Source organism: Bacillus stratosphericus (assembly GCF_020524495.1).
Taxonomy (GTDB): Bacteria; Bacillota; Bacilli; order Bacillales; family Bacillaceae; genus Bacillus; species Bacillus stratosphericus_B.
On record NZ_JAIVLB010000009.1, the window covers coordinates 18,402 to 39,095 of the forward strand.

Annotated in this window: 18 protein-coding genes; 2 read left to right on the plus strand and 16 right to left on the minus strand. The window is 43.0% G+C overall.

Translation table 11 applies throughout. From position 1 onward, the window contains the following. Positions 1–26: 26 nt before the first annotated feature. From gpmI to LC033_RS05190, 7 genes are all read right to left on the minus strand, one after another. Positions 27–1,562, minus strand: a complete 1,536-nt coding sequence (gene gpmI / locus LC033_RS05160) for a 2,3-bisphosphoglycerate-independent phosphoglycerate mutase (RefSeq protein ID WP_226567188.1) — start codon at positions 1,560–1,562, stop codon at positions 27–29. Next, a complete protein-coding gene (tpiA, locus tag LC033_RS05165) occupies positions 1,555–2,316 on the minus strand; it encodes a triose-phosphate isomerase (protein ID WP_226567189.1) in 762 nt (253 codons plus the stop codon). Before tpiA ends, gpmI begins: the two co-directional genes overlap by 8 nt. 30 nt (positions 2,317–2,346) lie before the next feature. Then, positions 2,347–3,531, minus strand: coding sequence for a phosphoglycerate kinase (locus LC033_RS05170; protein WP_226567190.1), 1,185 nt, complete (start codon positions 3,529–3,531; stop codon positions 2,347–2,349). 212 nt (positions 3,532–3,743) lie between these two features. Beyond that, positions 3,744–4,751 (minus strand): type I glyceraldehyde-3-phosphate dehydrogenase, encoded by a 1,008-nt coding sequence (gap, locus tag LC033_RS05175; RefSeq protein WP_226567191.1) that lies wholly within the window; start codon positions 4,749–4,751, stop codon positions 3,744–3,746. Between the two features lie 31 nt (positions 4,752–4,782). Beyond that, positions 4,783–5,820: a sugar-binding transcriptional regulator gene (locus tag LC033_RS05180; protein WP_226567192.1), complete on the minus strand. Its 1,038-nt coding sequence runs from the start codon at positions 5,818–5,820 to the stop codon at positions 4,783–4,785. A 264-nt stretch (positions 5,821–6,084) separates the two neighbouring features. Beyond that, positions 6,085–7,470 carry an amino acid permease gene (locus LC033_RS05185; protein WP_226567262.1) on the minus strand — a complete coding sequence of 462 codons (1,386 nt, stop codon included), beginning with the start codon at positions 7,468–7,470 and terminating at the stop codon, positions 6,085–6,087. A 137-nt stretch (positions 7,471–7,607) separates the two neighbouring features. Next, positions 7,608–8,801, minus strand: a complete 1,194-nt coding sequence (locus LC033_RS05190; RefSeq protein ID WP_226567193.1) for an ornithine--oxo-acid transaminase — start codon at positions 8,799–8,801, stop codon at positions 7,608–7,610. Positions 8,802–9,006: 205 nt separating this feature from the next. Between LC033_RS05190 and LC033_RS05195 the strand changes: the two genes are divergently transcribed. Further along, positions 9,007–10,452 (plus strand): sigma-54 interaction domain-containing protein, encoded by a 1,446-nt coding sequence (locus LC033_RS05195; RefSeq protein WP_226567194.1) that lies wholly within the window; start codon positions 9,007–9,009, stop codon positions 10,450–10,452. A 24-nt stretch (positions 10,453–10,476) separates the two neighbouring features. Here LC033_RS05195 and LC033_RS05200 read toward each other — a convergent pair whose 3' ends face one another. Together LC033_RS05200 and rpoN are read right to left on the minus strand one after the other, a co-directional pair. After that, positions 10,477–11,214: a FadR/GntR family transcriptional regulator gene (locus tag LC033_RS05200; protein ID WP_226567195.1), complete on the minus strand. Its 738-nt coding sequence runs from the start codon at positions 11,212–11,214 to the stop codon at positions 10,477–10,479. Positions 11,215–11,369: 155 nt separating this feature from the next. Beyond that, positions 11,370–12,668 carry an RNA polymerase factor sigma-54 gene (gene rpoN, locus LC033_RS05205; RefSeq protein ID WP_226567196.1) on the minus strand — a complete coding sequence of 433 codons (1,299 nt, stop codon included), beginning with the start codon at positions 12,666–12,668 and terminating at the stop codon, positions 11,370–11,372. A gap of 70 nt (positions 12,669–12,738) precedes the next feature. Here rpoN and yvfG point away from each other — a divergent pair, with 70 nt between their 5' ends. Further along, positions 12,739–12,954 (plus strand): protein YvfG, encoded by a 216-nt coding sequence (yvfG, locus tag LC033_RS05210; protein WP_226567197.1) that lies wholly within the window; start codon positions 12,739–12,741, stop codon positions 12,952–12,954. A 554-nt stretch (positions 12,955–13,508) separates the two neighbouring features. Here yvfG and LC033_RS05215 read toward each other — a convergent pair. From LC033_RS05215 to LC033_RS05245, 7 genes are read right to left on the minus strand one after another with little or no spacing between them, the layout of a single operon-like run. Next, positions 13,509–14,687, minus strand: coding sequence for a DegT/DnrJ/EryC1/StrS family aminotransferase (locus LC033_RS05215; protein WP_226567198.1), 1,179 nt, complete (start codon positions 14,685–14,687; stop codon positions 13,509–13,511). Continuing rightward, positions 14,684–15,373, minus strand: coding sequence for an acetyltransferase (locus LC033_RS05220; protein WP_226567199.1), 690 nt, complete (start codon positions 15,371–15,373; stop codon positions 14,684–14,686). Before LC033_RS05220 ends, LC033_RS05215 begins: the two co-directional genes overlap by 4 nt. Then, entirely contained in the window at positions 15,336–15,929 is a 594-nt protein-coding gene (locus tag LC033_RS05225) for a sugar transferase (protein ID WP_226567200.1), read from the minus strand. The genes LC033_RS05220 and LC033_RS05225 overlap by 38 nt, the downstream gene beginning before the upstream one ends. 20 nt (positions 15,930–15,949) lie before the next feature. Further along, positions 15,950–17,479: an MATE family efflux transporter gene (locus tag LC033_RS05230; RefSeq protein ID WP_226567201.1), complete on the minus strand. Its 1,530-nt coding sequence runs from the start codon at positions 17,477–17,479 to the stop codon at positions 15,950–15,952. Between the two features lie 28 nt (positions 17,480–17,507). Continuing rightward, on the minus strand, positions 17,508–18,536 hold the full coding sequence (locus LC033_RS05235) for a polysaccharide pyruvyl transferase family protein (RefSeq protein WP_226567202.1): 1,029 nt from the start codon (positions 18,534–18,536) through the stop codon (positions 17,508–17,510). 5 nt (positions 18,537–18,541) lie between these two features. Further along, complete coding sequence (locus tag LC033_RS05240; RefSeq protein WP_226567203.1) at positions 18,542–19,564, minus strand: glycosyltransferase family 2 protein; 1,023 nt, start codon at positions 19,562–19,564, stop codon at positions 18,542–18,544. A gap of 26 nt (positions 19,565–19,590) precedes the next feature. Next, complete coding sequence (locus tag LC033_RS05245) at positions 19,591–20,694, minus strand: EpsG family protein (RefSeq protein WP_226567204.1); 1,104 nt, start codon at positions 20,692–20,694, stop codon at positions 19,591–19,593.

Here is a 20,694-nt window from a genome sequence, read left to right on the forward strand (position 1 = left end):
ATTTCTCTCCTTTTGAAATCAATTTGTTATTTATGAATCAATGATGTTCCTGTCATCTCTTTTGGTTTTTCAAGACCAAGTAAGTCTAAAAGCGTTGGAGATAGGTCGGCTAAAATGCCGCCTTCTCTAAGCGTCACACCTTTTTTCGTCACGATCACTGGAACAGGGTTTGTTGTATGCGCAGTATGCGGCTTTCCTTCTTCGGTAATCAGCACGTCTGCGTTACCGTGGTCTGCCGTGATGATGGCGTGTCCGCCTTTTGCTAGAATTGCGTCGACGACAGCTCCTAAGCACTCATCCACTGCTTCAATTGCTTTAATTGTTGGGTCGAGCATCCCTGAATGACCAACCATATCCGGGTTAGCAAAGTTCAGAATGATCGCATCATGCTTGTCTGCATTGATGTCTTCAACAAGTGCATCCTTTACCTCGTAAGCACTCATTTCCGGCTTTAGGTCATAGGTTGCAACCTTTGGTGAATTGATCAGGATGCGGTCTTCACCAGGGAATTCTTCTTCACGTCCACCACTCATAAAGAAAGTCACATGAGGATATTTCTCTGTTTCCGCAATACGCAGTTGTTTCATTCCATTTTTAGAAATGACTTCTCCTACTGTGTTATCCAAATTCACGGGTTTGAAGGCTACATAGCCATCAACCGTTTCACTGAAGTGTGTTAAGCAGACGAAATGTAAATGCTTCGGATGCGCTTCTCCGCGGTCAAACGAGCGGAAATCTTCATTTGTGAATGTGTTAGAAATTTGGATCGCACGGTCTGGTCGGAAGTTATAGAAAATCACAGAGTCGCCGTCGCTTACTTTCCCAACAGGTTCACCATTTTCTCTTGTAATGACAGATGGAATCACGAATTCATCGTAGATTCCATTTTCATATGAGTCATCAACAACATCATAGATGTTTTGATAACTTGGGCCTTCACCATACGCCATTGCGCGATATGCTTTTTCCACACGATCCCAGCGTTTGTCACGGTCCATTGAGTAATAGCGTCCAGAAAGTGTTGCGACTTCACCAACACCAATTTCTTTGATTTGTTCCTCAAGCTGTTTTAAGTACACTTTGGCTGTCTTCTGACCTACATCACGTCCGTCCAAAAAGCCATGAATGTATACCTTTGTTAAGCCTTCTTTTTTCGCTAGTTTCAGCAGGGCAAAAAGATGCTGGATGTGACTGTGTACACCACCATTAGACAATAGACCAAATAAATGAAGGGCTTTGTCATTCTCTTTTGCATAAGTCATTGCATCTAGGAACGTTTCGTTTTTCTCAAATTCCCCATCACGAATGGCAACATTCACTCTTGTTAAACTTTGATATACAATGCGTCCTGCACCGATGTTCAAATGCCCCACTTCAGAGTTCCCCATTTGACCTTCCGGGAGACCTACTGCCTCACCTGAAGCCGTTAAGGTTTGATGCGGGAATTCGTTCCAGTAGCGGTCATAGTTCGGTTTCTTTGCTTGTGCAACAGCGTTACCGACTGTTTCGCTTCTTAAACCGAACCCGTCTAAGATGATTAATGCAGCTGGTTTCTTACTCATATTGACCTTCCTCCAATAATTGAACGAAAGACTGAGGCTCTAGGCTTGCGCCACCAACCAAAGCACCGTCAATATCGGATTCTGCCATATATTCTTTAATATTTACCGGCTTCACGCTTCCGCCATATTGAATGCGAAGGCTATCTGCCGCTTCTTGACCAAATTCGTTTGCAACGGTCTGGCGAATGTGTGCACAAACATCGTTTGCATCTTTGGCTGTAGAAGATTTCCCTGTACCGATGGCCCAGATTGGCTCATACGCAATGACAGATTCAGCCACTTGCTGCTTTGTTAAACCAGCTAGTGCTTGCTTCACTTGATCAGCGACAAGTTCATTTGTTTTGCCGGCTTCACGCTCTTCAAGCGTTTCACCTACACAGATCATTGGTACAATACCATGCTTGAATGCTGCATGTGCTTTTTTGTTCACTGTTTCATCTGTTTCAGCGAAGAATTCGCGGCGCTCTGAATGTCCAATCACTGAGTAGCCGATACCTAGATCTTTTAGAGCAGTAGGGCTGATTTCGCCAGTGAATGCACCGTTTTCTTCAAAGTGCATATTTTGCGCCCCAATTTTAAGGTCTGTTTCGTTTGAAAGGCTGTTTAGCTTTTCAAGGAAAAGTGCTGGCACACAGACAATAGATTCCACTTTGTCAGGAGATGGAATAGATGACTTTACTTCTTGAACGAAGCTTACTGCTTCGCCAAGGGTTTTATTCATTTTCCAGTTCCCAGCTATAATTGGTTTTCTCATGATTGACACTTCCTTATAGCAGTTTTGGTCTTATTTATCGTTTAATGCAGTAACACCTGGAAGTTCTTTGCCTTCCATAAATTCAAGTGAAGCGCCGCCGCCTGTTGAAATATGGCTCATCTGATCCGCAAGGCCAAATTTCTCAACAGCTGCTGCTGAATCTCCACCACCAATGACAGAATATGTATCTTTTGCTTCTGCCAGTGTTTCTGCGATTGCTTTTGTTCCTTTCGAGAATGCATCGATTTCAAATACACCCATTGGTCCGTTCCAGACAACAAGTTTGCTCTTTTTGATTACGTCAGCATACATGTCTCTTGTCTCTGTCCCAATATCAAGTGCTTCTAGATCACTTGGAATATCAGAGATTGGCACAATGCTTGTATTCGCATCATTTGAAAAGTCGTCGGCTACTAGAACATCTGTTGGAATCAGGAAGTTCACGCCTTTTTCTTTTGCACGATCCATAAAGGATTTCGCTAAATCTACTTTGTCTTCCTCTAAAAGAGATTTCCCTACTTCGTGGCCAAGTGCTTTGACAAATGTATAAGCAAGTCCGCCGCCGATGATGAGATTGTCCACTTTATTAAGAAGACTTTCAATCACACCGATTTTATCCTTTACTTTTGCACCACCGATAATCGCTGTAAATGGGCGATCAGGGTTTAATATTGCCTTTCCTAGAACCTCAAGCTCTTTTTGCATGAGGAAGCCCGAAACAGCAGGAAGATATGCTGCAATACCAGCTGTCGATGCATGTGCACGATGTGCAGCACCAAACGCATCATTGACATACACATCCGCTAAATCAGCAAACGCTTTTGATAATTCAGGATCGTTCTTTTCTTCACCAGGATAGAAACGAACGTTTTCAAGCACTAGCACATCTCCTTCTATTAAGTCAGAGATTTGCTTTTTCACGTCATCGCCGTAAGCTTCATCCGCTTTTTTCACTTCTTTTCCAAGAAGCTCTTGCAGACGTTTAGCCACAGGTGTCAGTCGCAGTTCTTCAGTAACTTGACCCTTCGGACGACCCAAATGACTAGCTAGTAGTACCTTTGCGCCTTCTCCTGTTAAATACTCAATCGTTGGTAATGCTGCGCGTATACGAGTATCATCCGTCACTTCTCCGTCCTTCATTGGAACGTTAAAATCTACGCGGCAGAACACAACCTTACCTTTTACGTCAATGTCTTTTACTGATTTCTTATTCATGCTCGTCAGGAGATCCTCCTTTATTCTGGTTTCCTTACGCATTGGACAAGTCTCTCTTTATCCTTTTCCCATTTTGCCCTCATCAAAACGAGAAATCGTGCAGAACGGATAAAAACAGAGAAAAGGGAAAGGGATGCTTCCCCTTCCCTTGTCCGTCTTCATTATATCGTGTCTCTAGGAAAGAACCAAGTGAGTTCCTTCAGTGTGAGAAATTAAAGACCTTGTTTTGCAATATAAGCTGCAAGGTCAACTACGCGATGAGAATACCCACTCTCGTTATCGTACCAAGAGATGACTTTTACCATGCTGCCTTCCATGACCATTGTAGAAAGAGCATCAATTGTAGAAGAGTTTGCATTACCATTGTAGTCACCAGACACTAATGGCTCTTCGCTGTAGCCAAGGATTCCTTTAAGTTCTCCTTCAGCTGCTTCTTTTAATGCTGCATTTACGTCTTCAGCTGTCACATCTTGGTTTAATTCAGCAACAAGGTCAACTAAAGAAACGTTAGGTGTTGGAACACGCATTGCGCCGCCGTTTAATTTGCCTTTTAGTTCAGGCAATACAAGAGAAACTGCTTTTGCAGCACCTGTAGAAGTTGGGATGATGTTTTCCGCAGCTGCACGAGCACGACGGTAGTCTTTGTGCGGAAGATCAAGAATTTGCTGGTCATTTGTGTATGAGTGAACTGTTGTCATCATACCGCGTTTAATGCCAAAATTATCGTTAAGTACTTTTGCAAATGGAGCTAAGCAGTTTGTTGTACAAGATGCATTAGAAATGACATCGTGGCTAGCTGCATCGTATTTGTCTTCGTTTACACCCATAACGATTGTGATATCTTCTTCGTTAGCAGGAGCAGAAATGATCACTTTTTTAGCGCCAGCTTCTAAGTGTTTTGCAGCGTCTGCACGTTTAGTGAAGAAACCAGTAGATTCAACAACGATTTCTACGCCTTGTTTACCCCAGCTTAATTTTGCAGGGTCACGCTCAGCTGATACTTCGATTGTTTTACCGTTCACTACTAAGTTTGTACCGTCTACAGAAACCTCTGCGTCTAGTTTTCCGTGAACAGAGTCATATTGTAAAAGGTGTGCAAGCATGTTAGCGTCTGTTAGATCGTTAACCGCTACTACCTCAACCTCAGGATTAATTAATGCTGCACGAAATACGTTACGTCCAATACGTCCAAATCCGTTAATACCGACTTTTACTGCCATGATGTTTCCTCCTTTTAGGTAACAGAATGTTTTATATTGAGGGATCAATTGACTCCCTTAATAACTCTTTTGCGGCTCCTTCGTCTGTGACAAGAACGGTTCGGCGGGGTTTTTTGAAATAAGCTTCAATGGCCCCTGCCTTTGAAGATCCACCTGCAACAGCAATGATGTGTGGAATGCTTTCTAAATCATCTAGCTGCATGCCGACGGAGTGAACTTTGTGGACGACCTCACCATCACGATTAAAGTAATAGCCAAAGGCCTCTGTCACTGCGTCAAGCTCATCAATCTTTTTTAAATCTTCATCTGGTGTGTTTCGTCTCATCGCCATTGTTTTTGCTTCACCGATCCCATGTATGAGCATCGTGGATGATTTAATCGTTTGAAGCACTTCTTTGACGGACGGCTCTTCAATAATCGAAGAGTACGCACCTTCTGACAGCTGCCCTGGAACAAACAGCAGCTTGTAAGTACCGGAAGCTTTTTCAGCCATGTGGGCACAAATGGTGTTTGCCTGATTTTTTACATTCTCCCCAAGACCGCCTCTTGCAGGGACAAACATCATGTCTCGATTTTTGGCATCAGGGGTCATCATGTCGGCAACGGCTTCCATCGTCGTTCCGCCAGTGACGGCGACGATATTATTTCCTGTAAACCTTTTTTTCATACATTGGACAGCAGCTCTTCCCATTTCTTGCTTCACCCACAGGGATTCATCACTGTCACCAGAAACGATCATGACTTCTTCCAGGCCTAACTTTTTCTTTAATGTATTTTCCAAAAAGGTTAAACCTAAAACGTCCTTCATCATTCCTTCTAGTAATTCCAGCAAAGCATGACCTTCACTTGTCAGCATCATACCGCTTGCTTTGACATCCAGCAGGTTTTGTTCTTTTAAGAATAGAACTTCAGCTCTTAATATACGCTCACTGAGACCAAGACTATTCGCAAGGCTTCTGCGGCCAATTGGTTCAGCTAATCTAATGTACTGCAAAATGTCGTAGCGTTTTTGCATAACTGTGAGAAGATCTGGCAATAATTTTTTTTGAGCTTCCAATAAACGATTCATGGCAAACGACCCTTTCTCGGACTTAAAACGTCCCACTGTGACAAAAAACGTCCCACCACAGCCAAAAAAAATCAATCCCTGCTTTCTTTAATTATTTTAACAGGACCATCTTTCATTTTCAACTCTTACAAGCACATTTAGACAAAAAATAGACACATTTTCACCGTTATCCTTCTTGTCATCAAGCTTTTCGCAAATATTTATTTTTTTCTATATTTAATGATTTTGTCATTGAAAAGGTGCAGGCTGATGTCCTCAGCCTGCTTATGTTTTTGGTATGGCCCCTTCCTCTTCGGCAAACCGTTTTGCATCCTCCTTCGGTTTGATTTTGAGGTAATAAATGATGTAGCAAGCGGCCATGAACGGAACACCGCAATAAAGGCCAATCCGCTGATCCTCAATAAAGAATAAACTGATGAGGACAATGCCAAATACGATAAAGCCTGCCAATGGCACAAATGGATATAGGGGTGTACGGAAGACGAGATCCTTTACATCGCCGCCCTCTTTCACGAATTGTCTTCTAAAGAAATACTGAGATAGACAAATGGACATCCACACGACCACAAGCACCATACCTGAAATTGAAATAAGCCAGACATAGACCGTTTTTGGTGCGACAACACTCGTAAGCAGTGATAGAGCGGACACGCCCATTGTCACCAATAATGCATTGATGGGAATTTTACGCTTGGACAATTTTTTCGTAAAATCAGGGCCTTTCCCGTCTTTTGAAAGTGCCCAGAGCATACGTGATGATGCATATAAACCAGAGTTCGCCACAGATAAGACGGCTGTGATGATAATAAAATTCATAATATCTGCGGCGTATGGTATACCGACTTTGTCCAGTACCACAACAAACGGACTATCAACGGCATCTGCTGTCTGCCATGGGAGAAGTGCAGCAAGAACCGCAATAGATAAGACAAAAAAAACCATCGTTCTCCATATAATATTCCGAATTGATCGAGGCAATGTCTTTTCTGGATTTTCACTCTCACCAGCTGCGATCCCTACAAGCTCTGTTCCCTGAAAGGAGAAATTGACTGTGACCATGGTTAATAAAATAGCAAAAATCCCATTTGGAAAAAGTCCACCATGGTCCGTCAAGTGACGGAATAGAGGAGCCGGTTCTCCGTCTTTCAGATGAATCATTCCGAAAATTGCGCCAATTCCAATAATAATAAACAATAAGATGGCGGCTACCTTGATCGCTGAAAACCAAAACTCTGTTTCAGCAAAACTACGCGCTGATATGGCGTTGATCACAAATAAAATCACACTAAATACAAGACACCAAAGCCAAACTGGGATATCAGGGAACCACCTTTGGAGTAAAATACCTGCCGACGTAAACTCCAGTCCGATCGTACATGCCCAACTAAACCAATAGAGCCAGCCGATCATAAAGCCTGTGGAGGGTCCAATATACTTGGTTGCATACTCTTGGAAGGAACCTGCTGTCGGCATCGCCACTGCTAATTCACCAAGACACAGCATCACCAAGTACATCAATAGTCCGCCAATAATAAACGAAAGAATGGCTCCCCCAGGTCCTGCCTGGTGAATAATAAGTCCTGATCCAAGGAAAAGGCCTGTGCCGATGACGCCTCCTAAGGCAATCATAAAGAGATGTCTGCTTTTCATGGAACGCTCTAGTTCATTATGCTGTTCTAGCTTCAAATCCGCTTCCCCACTTTCACTCTTCTATTCATCATTCTTTGACAAAATTCGCCGTTTGTTGAAAGAGAAAGGGAGAATTCTAAGGCTTCTCCCTTTTATATTTATGCTTGAAACAAGGCTTCAATATGACCGATCGCCCAGTCTAAATCTTCCTTCGAAATAGTGAGCGGCGGTGCAAAGCGGATCACTGTTTCATGCGTTTCCTTACATAACAGCCCAGCTTGCTTGAGCTTCTCACAATATGGTCTAGCTGCCTGGGTCAGCTCCATACCAATAAATAGTCCGCGCCCACGTACTTCCTTAATGACAGGGCTTTGGATACGTGACAGTTTGTCTTTGAAATAGTGTCCAAGCTCCATAGAACGCTCTGCAAGCTTCTCATCGATTAAGACTTCCAATGCAGCAAGCGACACCGCACAGGCAAGAGGGTTTCCACCAAAGGTAGAACCATGAGACCCAGGGTTAAACACGCCTAAAATATCGCGGTTCGCCACGACACATGAGATTGGGAAAACACCACCGCCTAATGCCTTACCGAGGATCATCATATCTGGCTCAATTTCTTCCCAGTCGCATGCAAACATCTTGCCTGTTCGCGCTAATCCCACTTGAATTTCATCTGCAATGAATAAAACATTTTCCTGCTCACATAGCACCTTTGCTTCTTTCAAAAACTCCTGTGGCGGCATGACAATGCCCGCTTCTCCTTGAATCGGCTCAATAAGAAAAGCCGCTGTCTGCGGAGTGATGGCTTCACGTAATGCATCAATATCTCCATAAGAAATGAGCTTGATTCCCGGAAGCATGGGCCCGAAGCCTCTTTGATATTCTGCTTCAGAAGAAAGTGAAACAGCCGTCATCGTACGCCCATGAAAATTTCCGACACACGCGATGATTTCAGCGCGATTCTCTTCAATTCCCTTGACGTCATAGCCCCAGCGTCTCGCTGCCTTTACAGCCGTTTCCACAGCCTCGGCTCCTGTATTCATCGGCAATGCCATATCTTTATTCGTCAGTTTACAAATTTTCTCATACCAAGGACCAAGCTGATCATTGTGGAAGGCTCTCGATGTGAGCGTCACGCGGTCAGCCTGCTTTTTGAGCGCATCAATAATACGGGGATGGCGATGCCCTTGGTTCACTGCGGAATACGCACTGAGCATATCCATGTATCGATTACCTTCAGGATCAGTCACCCAAACCCCCTCAGCCTCTGAAATCACAATTGGCAGCGGATGATAGTTCGTAGCACCATATTGCTCTGTTTGTTGAATCAATTCATTTGTCTGTGTCATCTTGTTATCCTCCTTCGATTAACATTCTTTCAATTGGGCTCATCTTCACTCATATGTTATGCAAGGATTGTGCCAACTTGCTGATCGCTTTTTCTCAAGGGTTTTCTTTTTCTTGAAAGCAAAAAAAATTTGCATATGCCAAATTTTTAGAGGAAACCGCAAAATTTTTCATGTAAAATGGTGGTAAGGTCTGGAGGTGGCGTAAATGAAAAAAGATCCACATGTCTTGAAGCTAGAAAATGAGATTGATTTGTATAAACAAATGCTTGATTTAATTGACGTCGGTGTTCATGCCATTGACGAAAATGGCAATACCGTTGTTTATAATCAAAAAATGATGGAGATTGAATCTTTAAAACGCTCTGATGTTCTCCATAAAAATGTATTAGACTTCTTCGTATTTCAAGACGAGATGCACAGCACGCTTGTCCAAGCACTACGAACTGGGAAACAAACCGTTCACGCAAAACAGACATATCATAATTACAACGGGAAAGAAATCACAACCATTAACCATACATATCCGCTCGTTGGAGGTGGCCTCATTCAAGGAGCGGTTGAAATCTCAAATGATGTGACCAAGCTAGAACGGCTTATTCATCACAACATGAAGAAAAAAGGAAACACACGCTTTACATTTGATTCGATTATCGGGAAAAGTCCTGCATTTTTAGAAGTGATTGAACATGCGAAACGAGCGACACGCACCTCTTCTTATGTACTGATTGTTGGTGAAACAGGGACGGGAAAAGAACTATTTGCACAAAGCGTTCATAATGGCAGCAGCCGTTCATCTGGACCATTTATTACCCAGAATTGTGCGGCGCTGCCTGATCATCTCATTGAAAGTATGCTTTTTGGTACGCAAAGAGGTGCTTTTACGGGTGCAACGGATCAGCCCGGTCTATTCGAACAGGCACAAGGAGGCACACTGCTTTTAGATGAGATCAACTCATTAAACCCCGCTCTTCAAGCAAAACTATTGCGCGTATTGCAGGAAAAACGTGTGAGACGGTTAGGCAGCACAAAAGAAATCGCCGTGGATGTCAGAGTAATTGCCAATATAAATGAGGACCCTGTTGATGCGATCGCAAGTGGACGCATGAGAAAGGATTTATTTTATCGATTAGGAATTGTCACCTTATTTATCCCCCCCCTTTCTGAACGAAAAGAAGACATTCCTATGTTTGTGGAACATTTTATTCAAAAATATAACGAGCTGTTTCAGATGAATGTGAAGGCGGCTGATGAAGAGGTACTTGCCCTCTTTCAAGCTTATCATTGGCCAGGCAATGTAAGAGAGCTGGAGCATGTGATTGAGGCTGGGATGAATATGATGATGGATGAAGCATACTTAAGCTTGCATCACCTCCCCTATCATTTCAGGTTCAAGTACGGCGAAGGTCGTCCTGCTGCACAAATTCAGGCGAATTCTTTGCAGCAAACAGCAGCGGCTGACACCTTTATCTACACAAGCCCAGAGCATACGACTGATTTTCAAACCCAGATGGAACGATTTGAAAAACAATACATCGTCCACTACTTAGAAAAAATGGACGACAATATTTCACAGACTGCAAAGATACTGGGCATGAGTAGGCAAAGTCTGCAATATCGAATGAAAAAGCTACATATTTCTCGACAATCATAGAGCTGTGCCATCATTCGGCACAGCTTATTGTGTATCTGACTGCCCTACCGGTTTTTGCAGCACATCACTTAGCAGTCTTTCTACATGTTCCAGATGTGTGATCATCGCTCTCTCCGCTTCCTCTGGCTGCTTGGCAATGACAGCTTGATAAATTTGTTCATGTTCTTTGTAAAGCTGCAGAATGGAAGCTTTTTGTGAAAACAACACGACTTTTCTCGTTTCACGCATCGTTTCTGCTAACAAGGTTGAGACCTGATTCATTAATGCCTTTAATAAATCATTCTTTGAGGCTTTCGCTAAGGCTAGATGAAACATGAGGTCTGCCTCTTCACCAATTTCTTTATGCACTTCAGCCAGTTTCATTTGTTCGAGTGCATCACGCAGTTGATGGAGGTCATCGTCCGTTCTTAGCAGCGCCGCCTTTTTGACAGCTCCTGTTTCAATGATTGATCTCACTTCAAGGAGCTGCGCTACATTATTTTGCTTCATTAAAAACACAGGGGATAGGCAAAATGTGAACTGATTAGGATCGAACTGCTTCACATACGTGCCTTCCCCTTGCTTCATCTCTATTAATCCAATTGCTTTCAGAGCGGATAGCGCCTCCCTCACAGCGGAACGACTGACTTGAAAACTTTCAGAGAGCGCTTGAACGGAATCTAATTTTTCCCCCGGAAGAAGCTCACCCGTACGAATGGATTCGACTAATGCATCCGCAATTTCTTCATATATTTTTTTTGTTTTGATTTGTTTATATTTCAATTGGTCTCACCTCATCACTGTTGTCTAACGGCCCATGCCCTATATTATACTTCACCCCAACATTTCCGATCCATTTCTCAATTTTTCAAGAATTCTTCGGGGTCTCCTCTTATCAAAAAAAGAAGCACCTGCCATTTTTCTGGAAGGTTCTTCTTTTAATCATAACGCTTCCGCAGCGTTGATGATGGAAGATTCATTTGTTCACGATATTTTGCAATTGTTCTACGTGAGACTCGGATTCCGAAGGTTTGCTGAAGCTGCGTCATCATTTGCTGATCTGAATACGGTTTTTTCTTATTTTCCGTTTGAATCAGCTCCGCGATGTGGGTCTTGACTGTGTAGCTTGATGCCTCTTCTAGCGAATGCCCCTCTAGTTTTGATTGGAAAAATTGTTTCATTTCCATTAAACCATAAGGGGTTTGCACCATTTTCCCTTTTACGGTTCGGCTGACTGTCGACTCATGCACTTGCAATATATCTGCTATCAGCTTCATCGTAAGCGGTTTCATTTTGTGCTTGCCTGTGAGGAAAAAATCTGTCTGATGTAAGATAATCTCACGAACGACATGTGTCATCGTTTGCTTTCTCTGCTTGAGTGCTTGGACAAGCCAATTGTACTGCTGCTCTTTCTCTTTTAAATACGCATATGCTTCATGCCGTTTTTGGTCTTGAATCATCGCAAAATAACTTTCATTCATTTCAATGTCAGGAAAGGCGCGCTGATTCAGCTCAAATGTGATGTGATCCTGCATCACAGTAATCAATACATCTGGCTCTATATACACATGCTGTTCTTCAAAAGAGAAATGAAGGCCTGGCCTTGGTTCAAGGAGCGACACCTCATCTTGTATTGCTTGAAGTGTTTTCATTGAAACGCCTGTTTTCGCCGCAATTTCCTTCCAAGCCTTCCTTGCAAAAAGAAAGAAATGCTTTTCAATGATCAGCTCGGCTTCATACCAGCGCTCCTGTTTTCTTCTTAATTGCAACAAGATGCACTCTTGCAATGATCTTGCGCCAATACCGGCAGGCTCTAATGCTTGAAGCTGATGAAGAACGGCCTCTACTTCTTCCGACGAAACCTCTAAAACAGCGGCCATTGCGTCAACCGGTTCATTTAAATAGCCATTTGAATCAATGGACTCAATCATAAAGTGAAAGATCCTTTGATTCTTTTCACTTAAGGTCAAATCAATTGCCTGCCTTTTCAAATACATTTGCAGGCTTTCTTTTTGATGCGTACGATACGGCTCTGACATTCGATCTTGTGATCTTTTATGATAAACTGGTTGAAAGCTGTCCGTGTCTTTCCGCTCAATCAGAGGGTTCTCAAGCGCTAATTGGTCAAGATACTCACCCAGCTCTGCACAATTCAATTGCAGCAGCGTAATGGCCTGCCTGAGTTCTTGTGTGAGCACCTGCTTTAATACTTGTTCTTGTTGCAGTTTAAGGCTCATTGTCTCCCCTCCCTCTCATCATTTTACATGAAGATTGACGGACCGTATATACGAAATAGGAGTGATTTCCATGTCTGAACTTTTTTCCGTTCCATACTTTGTCGACAACTTGAAACAGCATATCGCCATGAATCAACATGAGGACAAGGTTCATGCCATGAATGCTTACTACCGCTCGTTGGTTTCTACACTGGTTCAGGACCAATTGACCAAAAATGCTGTTGTATTGAAACGAATTCAACATCTTGAAGAAGCCTATCAAAAGGTGAAAAAAGAAAGCGAATAAATGGACGAAAAACAACACCCTTTGTCACGATTGCAAAGGGTGTTTGTCATGTAGAAAAAGCTTCTAATCCAGCTTTGATTTGTACATCATCAAATACATCCCACAGTATAAATGATAAAGGCACGTATTGTGCCAAATCGGGGTGACCGCCACCGACAAAAAAACATCATCGCAAACAGCATCGAATTTCTGAAAGGAATTTCTGTCGCACCTATAAATAAACAAGCGGCGAACGGATACAGAACAAGCCAGTCTGCATAGTCCTATGTGACGTCAAGAAGCAAATTCGTAAAAACTAAAAATCGGCTCTTTTAACAGAAAATAACTCACCGCAATGATGCTGAACCCACTAGCCCAAGGATCAGCACAAGTTCGGGAATGCCAAGACAATGACTCGTATAACATCGATTACGGAAACAATTGTGATGGATTCTAAACATGCGGATTCATTTCACCAATATCTCTTGGCCATGCCATTGTGATCATGTCAGGATGATCCTTCTTTCAATATATTTCATAAATTGATGAATTTAATAAAAAGAGAGGCAGGCTGCTTATGAACGAGCAGCCTGTGAAGAGGTGAATGTTTTTTCTCGCAGGACGTCACGCAGTGTGTCGATGATACGCTCCTGTTCTACTTCTGTCATGCTTGTTCCAGATGGCAGACAAAGGCCAGTTTGAAATAATAATTCGGATTCAGGGGTTCCTTTGACTGCTGTATAAAATGGGCAATCACGAAACAGCGGCTGCTGGTGCAACGGCTTCCATACTCGCCTTGCTTCGATCTGTTCTTTTTCTAACGTATCAATGATGTCCACTGGATGAATCTGTGCATCACGTTCAATGGTCAATGTGGTCAGCCAGCGGTTAGACTTGGTTTCTTGATATTCGGGCATAAAATGAATGCCTTCTATCTCAGACAAAGCGTCCTTGTATCTCTGAAAAATACGACGCTTTTGCTCTACACGCTCGTTTAATACATCCATTTGGGCGATCCCCACACCTGCTAGTATGTTGCTCATGCGATAGTTGTACCCAGCCTCTTGATGCTCATAGTGCATGGCAGGTTCTCTTGCCTGTGAAGCAAGAAAACGGCATCGTTCGATGGCAGCTTCATCATCACTCACAAGCATTCCGCCCCCTGACGTTGTAATAATTTTATTTCCATTAAAAGAATAGACTCCGAATTTTCCCATCGAGCCACTTTTTCTTCCTTTATACATAGCACCTAACGATTCAGCAGCATCTTCAATGATCGGCACATCATACGCTTCACACAACTCCATGATGTCATCCATTTTTGCACTTTGTCCATATAAATGAACGACAATGACTGCGCGGGGTCTTTTTCCAAGACGTTTTGCTTCAACAAAGGCTTTTTCTAAAGCAAGCGGACACATATTCCATGTATCCCTTTCAGAGTCAATAAAAATGGGCATTGCCTGTTCATATAAAATAGGATTTGCACTTGCAACAAATGTTAGTGTGGAACAAAAGACAACGTCATCTTTTTGAACGCCTATTAGCTTTAAAGCAAGATGAATCGCTGCTGTTCCTGAAGATAAAGCCGCTCCTGCCTTCACCCCCGAATAGCCCGCGACCACTTTTTCAAATTCATTCACAAGAGGCCCTAACGGCGCAATCCAATTACTCTGAAAGGCTTCCTCTATTTTCATATATTCCTTTCCACTCATATCAGGAGGAGATAAGTAGATTCGCTTTCTTTCCTTCATGATTTCCCACCCTCTCTCCGATCTTTGATCTCAATTGCAGGAACCCCTACTGCGACCTTCTGCTCCCGTATATCTCTGGTCACTGCCGCTCCTGCGCCAATGACAGCCCAACTTCCGATTGATATTCCAGGTGTCACGACAGCACCTGCACCAATATGGGCACCCTCGCATATGGAAACACAGCCGGTAAGGACTGCTCCTGGTGATAGGTGAACAAAGGATGCAAGTAAGCAGTCATGCTCCACGACTGACCCTGTGTTGATAATCGCATGTTCACCGATGACTACATCTGGTTGGACAACAGCCCTTGCCATCACCACACATCCATTTCCGATAACGGCTGATGGACTAATGACCGCCGCTGGATGAATCAGTGTGGCAAACGCCATTTGTTCAAACGAGAGACGTTTCTTTACCTTCTGTCTTATCTCGTTTTGTCCAATAGCAATTAGCCATTTGGTGTGAGGCATGTCCTCACTCAGCTGCTCACTCATGGAGATCGGTCCATAGAGAATGCCGTTCTGAGTGACAGCCTCTTCAAATTGATCGTCTAATACGACACACAATGAGTAATCCGGGTGAGCAAAAATCAAATCCTGAATGACTTTGCTATGGCCACCAGCTCCAATTAAACCAATGGTTTGTTGATTAAGTATCGGTTCCTTTGAATTTTTCAGCTGTTGCATGATGCGGCTGCTGCACCCCCTCTGTTTTCATCACTTTCAGCAAGGTCATCCATAAAATTTTCATATCCAGCCAAAACGATTGATGCTCTACATACCACAGGTCATAGGCAAATTTCTCCTCCCATGAGAGGGTGTTCCTTCCGTTTACCTGCGCCCATCCTGTGATGCCAGGCTTCACAAGGTGCCGCCTTGCTTGCTCCTCTGTATACATTGGTAAATACTCCATCAAAAGAGGTCTTGGTCCTACGAGACTGATCTCTCCTTTGAGCACATTAAATAGCTGCGGCAGTTCATCAAGACTGAGCTTGCGGATCATGGCACCGGTTTTTGTTAATCGAAGATGATCTGGTAGCAGCACGCCAAGTTCATCGCATTCGTCGGTCATCGTCCGAAATTTATATAGCATAAACGGCCGACCATGCAGACCGGGCCGTACCTGTCGAAACACCACAGGAGCACCAATTTTCCACCTAATTAGTCCATAGATGAGAAGAAAAAGAAAGCTGCCTGCTATGAGCAGATTCAGTGCCACGATCACATCTATCATTCTTTTCATGATTGAATCTCCTTTTCACACTAGCGGGATACAGCTCGTTCAGCGGCGGCTTGTTTGACCTTACGCATCAGCTGCATCCGCTCTTGTTTTGTTCCTACAAAATGGTACAAGTAGCCCATGTAGAGAATGAAACAAATACCTCCAATACAAAACAGTTCCCACCATGTGGTCACGTCATTTACAAACTCTATTGCCACACAGACACCCCATATGAACAAAGCCCCCAATAGCGGTACCACCGTTTGTTTGTAAAAGATTGCGCTTTTCTGTTTCGTGATTTTGGACGTATACAATGGGAGAAACACAATATTTTTGATCAATAAAACAACTGCCCCCGCTGATGCAATGCCATATAAACCAAGCTGAAGCATATGAGTCAATCCATAAGCAAAAAGCACATTGCAAGCGCCTAAAATGAGCGTGACAACCGCTGGAATTTTAAATCGATTATAGGCGGTCGGTACATATGTCAGTGGTAAAAACATCAATGTCAAACACAAGTATGCAGCATGAAGCATCAGAAGCCATTTTAGCTCCTCAAAGGCTGGTCCAAGCCATAGAAGCATAAGCGGGCCGGCAAGACCTCCTAGAAGAGCGGCTGGAAACGCAACAAATAAACCACTCCACTTTATGGCTTTGGCGGCATATTGAATGAGTCCCTGTTCGTCCTGATTCGAATAAAATTTTGTGATTGTTGGCGCAAACACAACCGCGAGTGTCCCTGCAAGTGTTCGTAATAATAATGGGAATTGTAAAATGGCGGCATACTGTCCAGTCGCCTCTGCACCAATCAGTAAGTTGGTCATCAATAAATCAATTTGTAAAAATAACAAGATCCCCATTTGCTCAAATGAATGCCATACCCCTGACCGAACAAGAGTGAGACTAGAAGATAACGAGACATGACGCCACTTAAACGAAAACCAAGGGATAAGTTTCTTAAAATAATAAATGCCAACACCCATAGCCGTTAAACTCCCAATGACGGCTGCGAGCGGAATATGCCAAATGGTGGGTGTCGTAAACGTAAACAAAATCACAATCACGATCGCCCTGCAAAATATCTGAACAGTTTGCCCAGCACTTGATACATATAACTGATTCGCATAAAATGGTGCAGCGCCAATGCCTGACATGACGAAATTGAGCATAAATAAAAGACCCCCTAAAATAAAGGCGATCTGTGTGTCTTTTGCAAGATGTACAGGCACATGGAGCCAATTGATTAGCTGCTGAGACAATAAAATGCAAGTTAAAAAGATTCCAATTGATAAAAAAATGGAACTGACGAAATAGGAAGCGAGATAGCTTTGCGCCTTTTCCATCTCCCCTTTATGAGCCGCCACGGAAAAAAAACGCACAACAACAGCACTTAATGAAGCCGTAATGACCGATAAATAATTGATCATATTTTGCGTAAGATGAATCAAGCCGAATGCTTCCACTCCAAGCGTATGGACAATGTAAGGCGTTAAACAAACCGACATGAGCATCATCAAGACAAAGGTCATTAGGTTCGCACTGACATTATAAAGAAACGCACGATTCATTGTGTTTTCACGCAGTATGTAAGGATCGTCATCCAGCTTCCTCTCCCTTTTTACCGCTTGTTTTCATATGCTGATGAATTGCCTTTTTCACCGCTTCCTCATTTGGTTCTTTCAAAAGGGTCACAAACGGAAGATGCGCTATCCATTCATACCCTTCCATTACTTTATGATCAAACGACCTGATGACAACACATGGTGTATGTGTAATCGCACAAAAGATCATACCATGTAACCGATCTGTCACGACGACTTGCGCCTGTCTTAAATGCGTCCATAAGGATGATAATTCCTCGAAGCGAGTGGTTCGATCCACCCGTTTTCCAATTGTCGTTGTGATGAAACCGACTTGATCATATATCTCTTTTATATGTTGCTGTAATTGCTGCCGCTCCTCATGAGTAAGATAAGCTTCCTTATCCTCACGCAGGCAAAGCAGAACCCCTTCACGTTTTTGTTTTTTTGATGATTCGTCTAACGTCAGCACCATATCAGGCTGTTTCCATACATCCTTATTAGGAAAATGCCTCTTCATCCAATCATATGTTGTTTGATCTCTTGCCATGAGAAGAAGCCTCGGGTGGTTTGCATATGTTTGAATCGCACGGCGTTCTTCCCTCTTCCCTCTCTTTGTTTCTGTAAAATGAACTGTAGCGGGTAGCTGAATCATGGGATATGACTGGAAGGTGTTCATGATAAACTGTCTTGTCCATTCTTCATACCGGTATAAATCCCCCATATTGCCCCCACCGATGATACAGACGATGTCTTCCGGATGCCGCACGTCCTTCAGCGGGCGTGCTAGACGATACATCTCTCTCATATCCACTTCAACGATTTGATAGGCTTGAAAGTGCTTTTGAAAAAAACAGTAACTGGCATAGGCAATGGCATGATCACCTAAATTATCATGTGCCGGCAGCAGCGTGAGAATGATTTTCTTCTGATGACTCATCTCTGGCAGCCTGCGGCGGCTCATCCTATACTCAAGCGGATATTTGACCTTTAAGAGCAGCCACTCTGCGGCGTGTGCTTTCAATTGCTGCAATGTCAACCTCATCACCCCTATTTCCTTGTTTGATATTCGATCCATTTTTGATAGCTTGAAGCTGCGGCAGAAAGCGGATAAACCCACTGACTTCTTGCAAGGAATAAAATCATTCGCTTTCGCACGGTGAACTTCGACGGTTCCACTTGTTTGACTGCATGCTGAAAGGCCTCGTGTGTCACCATTTCCCGCATGTGATCAAGTTTTTCCTGAAAAGAGAGGGAATTCTGGCTCTTCCATTCATTGAGCATACAATGAAGCGTATGATTGACGATAAACAAATCTAAGGCCTTCTCATATGTCGCCATCACTTCATGCTCCTTAAAGAACAAGCGCTGTGCATGATAAAACATCAGTCCATGATGAAAAAATTGCTTCTGATATCGCTGTACAATGGACGACATATGAACCCGGTAATAGTAAAGAGGCTCATGTACAAAAGCAATGTTTTTTGATAAATAAAAGCAGCGCAACGTAACATACTGATCTTCAATATTCTCAAGCTCACATCGCAGCGGAAAACGGATGTGGTGTTCTTCAATAAAAGCACGCCGATACAGCTTATTCCATGAGAATCCCGTGATTTCTCCATATAATAGTGCTTCTATTAAACTCGGTTTATGGGCTGATCGATGGGATAAAAGATTCGTCGGTATGGTTCGTCTTGACTGTTCAAATTGAATCCAATACTCACTCACAACAAGATCTGCCCCGGTCATTTTTGCTTTTTCATACAAGGCTTCACAGTAATGAGGAGCGAGAATATCATCTGAATCAACAAAGGCAAGATACGTGCCTTGTGCTTCTTCTATTCCTCGGTTTCTCACTGCTCCTAACCCTTGGTTAGCTTGATGAATCACCCGAAATCGCTGATCACGTGCAGCAAACGCTTCAAGCAATTCTCCGCAGTGATCTGTAGATCCATCATTGATGAGAATGACCTCTATATCTGAAAAGCTTTGGTCTGCAATCGATTGAAGGCATTGCTCCACATATTGACTCGTATTGTAGACTGCGACCAATAGACTGATAGCTGGCATTACTTCATGCCCACCTTTCTTCAAATCTACTTTGTAAAAATCGTTCTATACGGTAAAACAGAAGAATCAAACGGCATCAGCATAATGCTGTACAAAATATAGCAAACGGCAATTCCAACATACATAAAGAAATTGGACCGCCGATCAAAAATGCGTGTGAAATATGGCAGTAAAATGAGCTGATACAGGCCAAAGTAAATATGAAATCTAGCGTAAATGACATCCTTTGTTGCAATGATGCCAAACAAGAATCCAAGCAAGCAAAAATTCACAATATAATCACTCTCCGGCGTCAGCTCACGAAGCCGTTTTCGGTAAAAAAAAGCAAGCAGGAGCGGCAGGATCAATACGCCAATTTTTGTTACATTCATTCCATTCGTATTCGTTGTGAGCCATTCCTCGTAATGATCATAAGAGCTCCCTTGCAGCATCACCACAAACACTGAGACAAAGCGATCATAAAGAGCGGTTAATCCTAAGAAAGCCATGCATAAAACAAGCATCATCCATGACCATGCTTTTGTTCTCACGATAAAATAGACAGGGATCATGATGAGTGCAGACGAATGAAACAATGAACACACAAGGACAAGCGGAAAATACAATTTCCACTCGCCTTTGATGACAAACTTGATGGCATAAAATAGAACCGCAGCGACCATATACTGACGCATCCCATTAAACGAGGCGTAGTAATGAAAGGTACCCAGAAAAAGAAGCATACTGAGCTCAAACGGCCGTCCATATCGAACTAGCGTCTTGATAATAAAAAAATAGGTGATGACTCCGACTGTGATATACATGATTTGCGGCTCATGTGTTATTTGATTGAGCATCCATAAGATGAACGTAAACCCTGGATCGGTTGCGGCCTTGTCCACACCGAATCCAAAAATATGCCAAGGCTTTTCATAGTGGACGGAGAACTCATACATCTGTCCATAGGTCACAAAATCGGTTCCTACTTTGTACCGAATACCAGCTACGATACAAAGAAAAACAAACGGAAAAACCACCAGAAGCTTGTTAGGCCGCCAGCCGCTTTGAATGGTATCATCACGCCTGCCATAAAATGAGGCAAAGCTCGACCATAAATAGACCATGATCATGTTCACCAAATAAACCGCCAT

Bases quoted from the DNA above. Each gene is read 5' to 3' on its own strand.
- LC033_RS05245 (WP_226567204.1), bottom strand. From the start codon at position 20,694: ATGGCGGTTTATTTGGTGAACATGATCATGGTCTATTTATGGTCGAGC.
- LC033_RS05240 (WP_226567203.1), bottom strand. From the start codon at position 19,564: ATGCCAGCTATCAGTCTATTGGTCGCAGTCTACAATACGAGTCAATAT.
- LC033_RS05220 (WP_226567199.1), bottom strand. From the start codon at position 15,373: ATGCAACAGCTGAAAAATTCAAAGGAACCGATACTTAATCAACAAACC.
- LC033_RS05195 (WP_226567194.1), top strand. From the start codon at position 9,007: ATGAAAAAAGATCCACATGTCTTGAAGCTAGAAAATGAGATTGATTTG.
- LC033_RS05230 (WP_226567201.1), bottom strand. From the start codon at position 17,479: ATGAATCGTGCGTTTCTTTATAATGTCAGTGCGAACCTAATGACCTTT.
- LC033_RS05170 (WP_226567190.1), bottom strand. From the start codon at position 3,531: ATGAATAAGAAATCAGTAAAAGACATTGACGTAAAAGGTAAGGTTGTG.
- gap (WP_226567191.1), bottom strand. From the start codon at position 4,751: ATGGCAGTAAAAGTCGGTATTAACGGATTTGGACGTATTGGACGTAAC.
- rpoN (WP_226567196.1), bottom strand. From the start codon at position 12,668: ATGAGCCTTAAACTGCAACAAGAACAAGTATTAAAGCAGGTGCTCACA.
- LC033_RS05185 (WP_226567262.1), bottom strand. From the start codon at position 7,470: ATGAAAAGCAGACATCTCTTTATGATTGCCTTAGGAGGCGTCATCGGC.
- LC033_RS05190 (WP_226567193.1), bottom strand. From the start codon at position 8,801: ATGACACAGACAAATGAATTGATTCAACAAACAGAGCAATATGGTGCT.
- LC033_RS05225 (WP_226567200.1), bottom strand. From the start codon at position 15,929: ATGAAAAGAATGATAGATGTGATCGTGGCACTGAATCTGCTCATAGCA.
- yvfG (WP_226567197.1), top strand. From the start codon at position 12,739: ATGTCTGAACTTTTTTCCGTTCCATACTTTGTCGACAACTTGAAACAG.
- LC033_RS05215 (WP_226567198.1), bottom strand. From the start codon at position 14,687: ATGAAGGAAAGAAAGCGAATCTACTTATCTCCTCCTGATATGAGTGGA.
- LC033_RS05180 (WP_226567192.1), bottom strand. From the start codon at position 5,820: ATGAATCGTTTATTGGAAGCTCAAAAAAAATTATTGCCAGATCTTCTC.
- LC033_RS05235 (WP_226567202.1), bottom strand. From the start codon at position 18,536: ATGAGGTTGACATTGCAGCAATTGAAAGCACACGCCGCAGAGTGGCTG.
- gpmI (WP_226567188.1), bottom strand. From the start codon at position 1,562: ATGAGTAAGAAACCAGCTGCATTAATCATCTTAGACGGGTTCGGTTTA.
- tpiA (WP_226567189.1), bottom strand. From the start codon at position 2,316: ATGAGAAAACCAATTATAGCTGGGAACTGGAAAATGAATAAAACCCTT.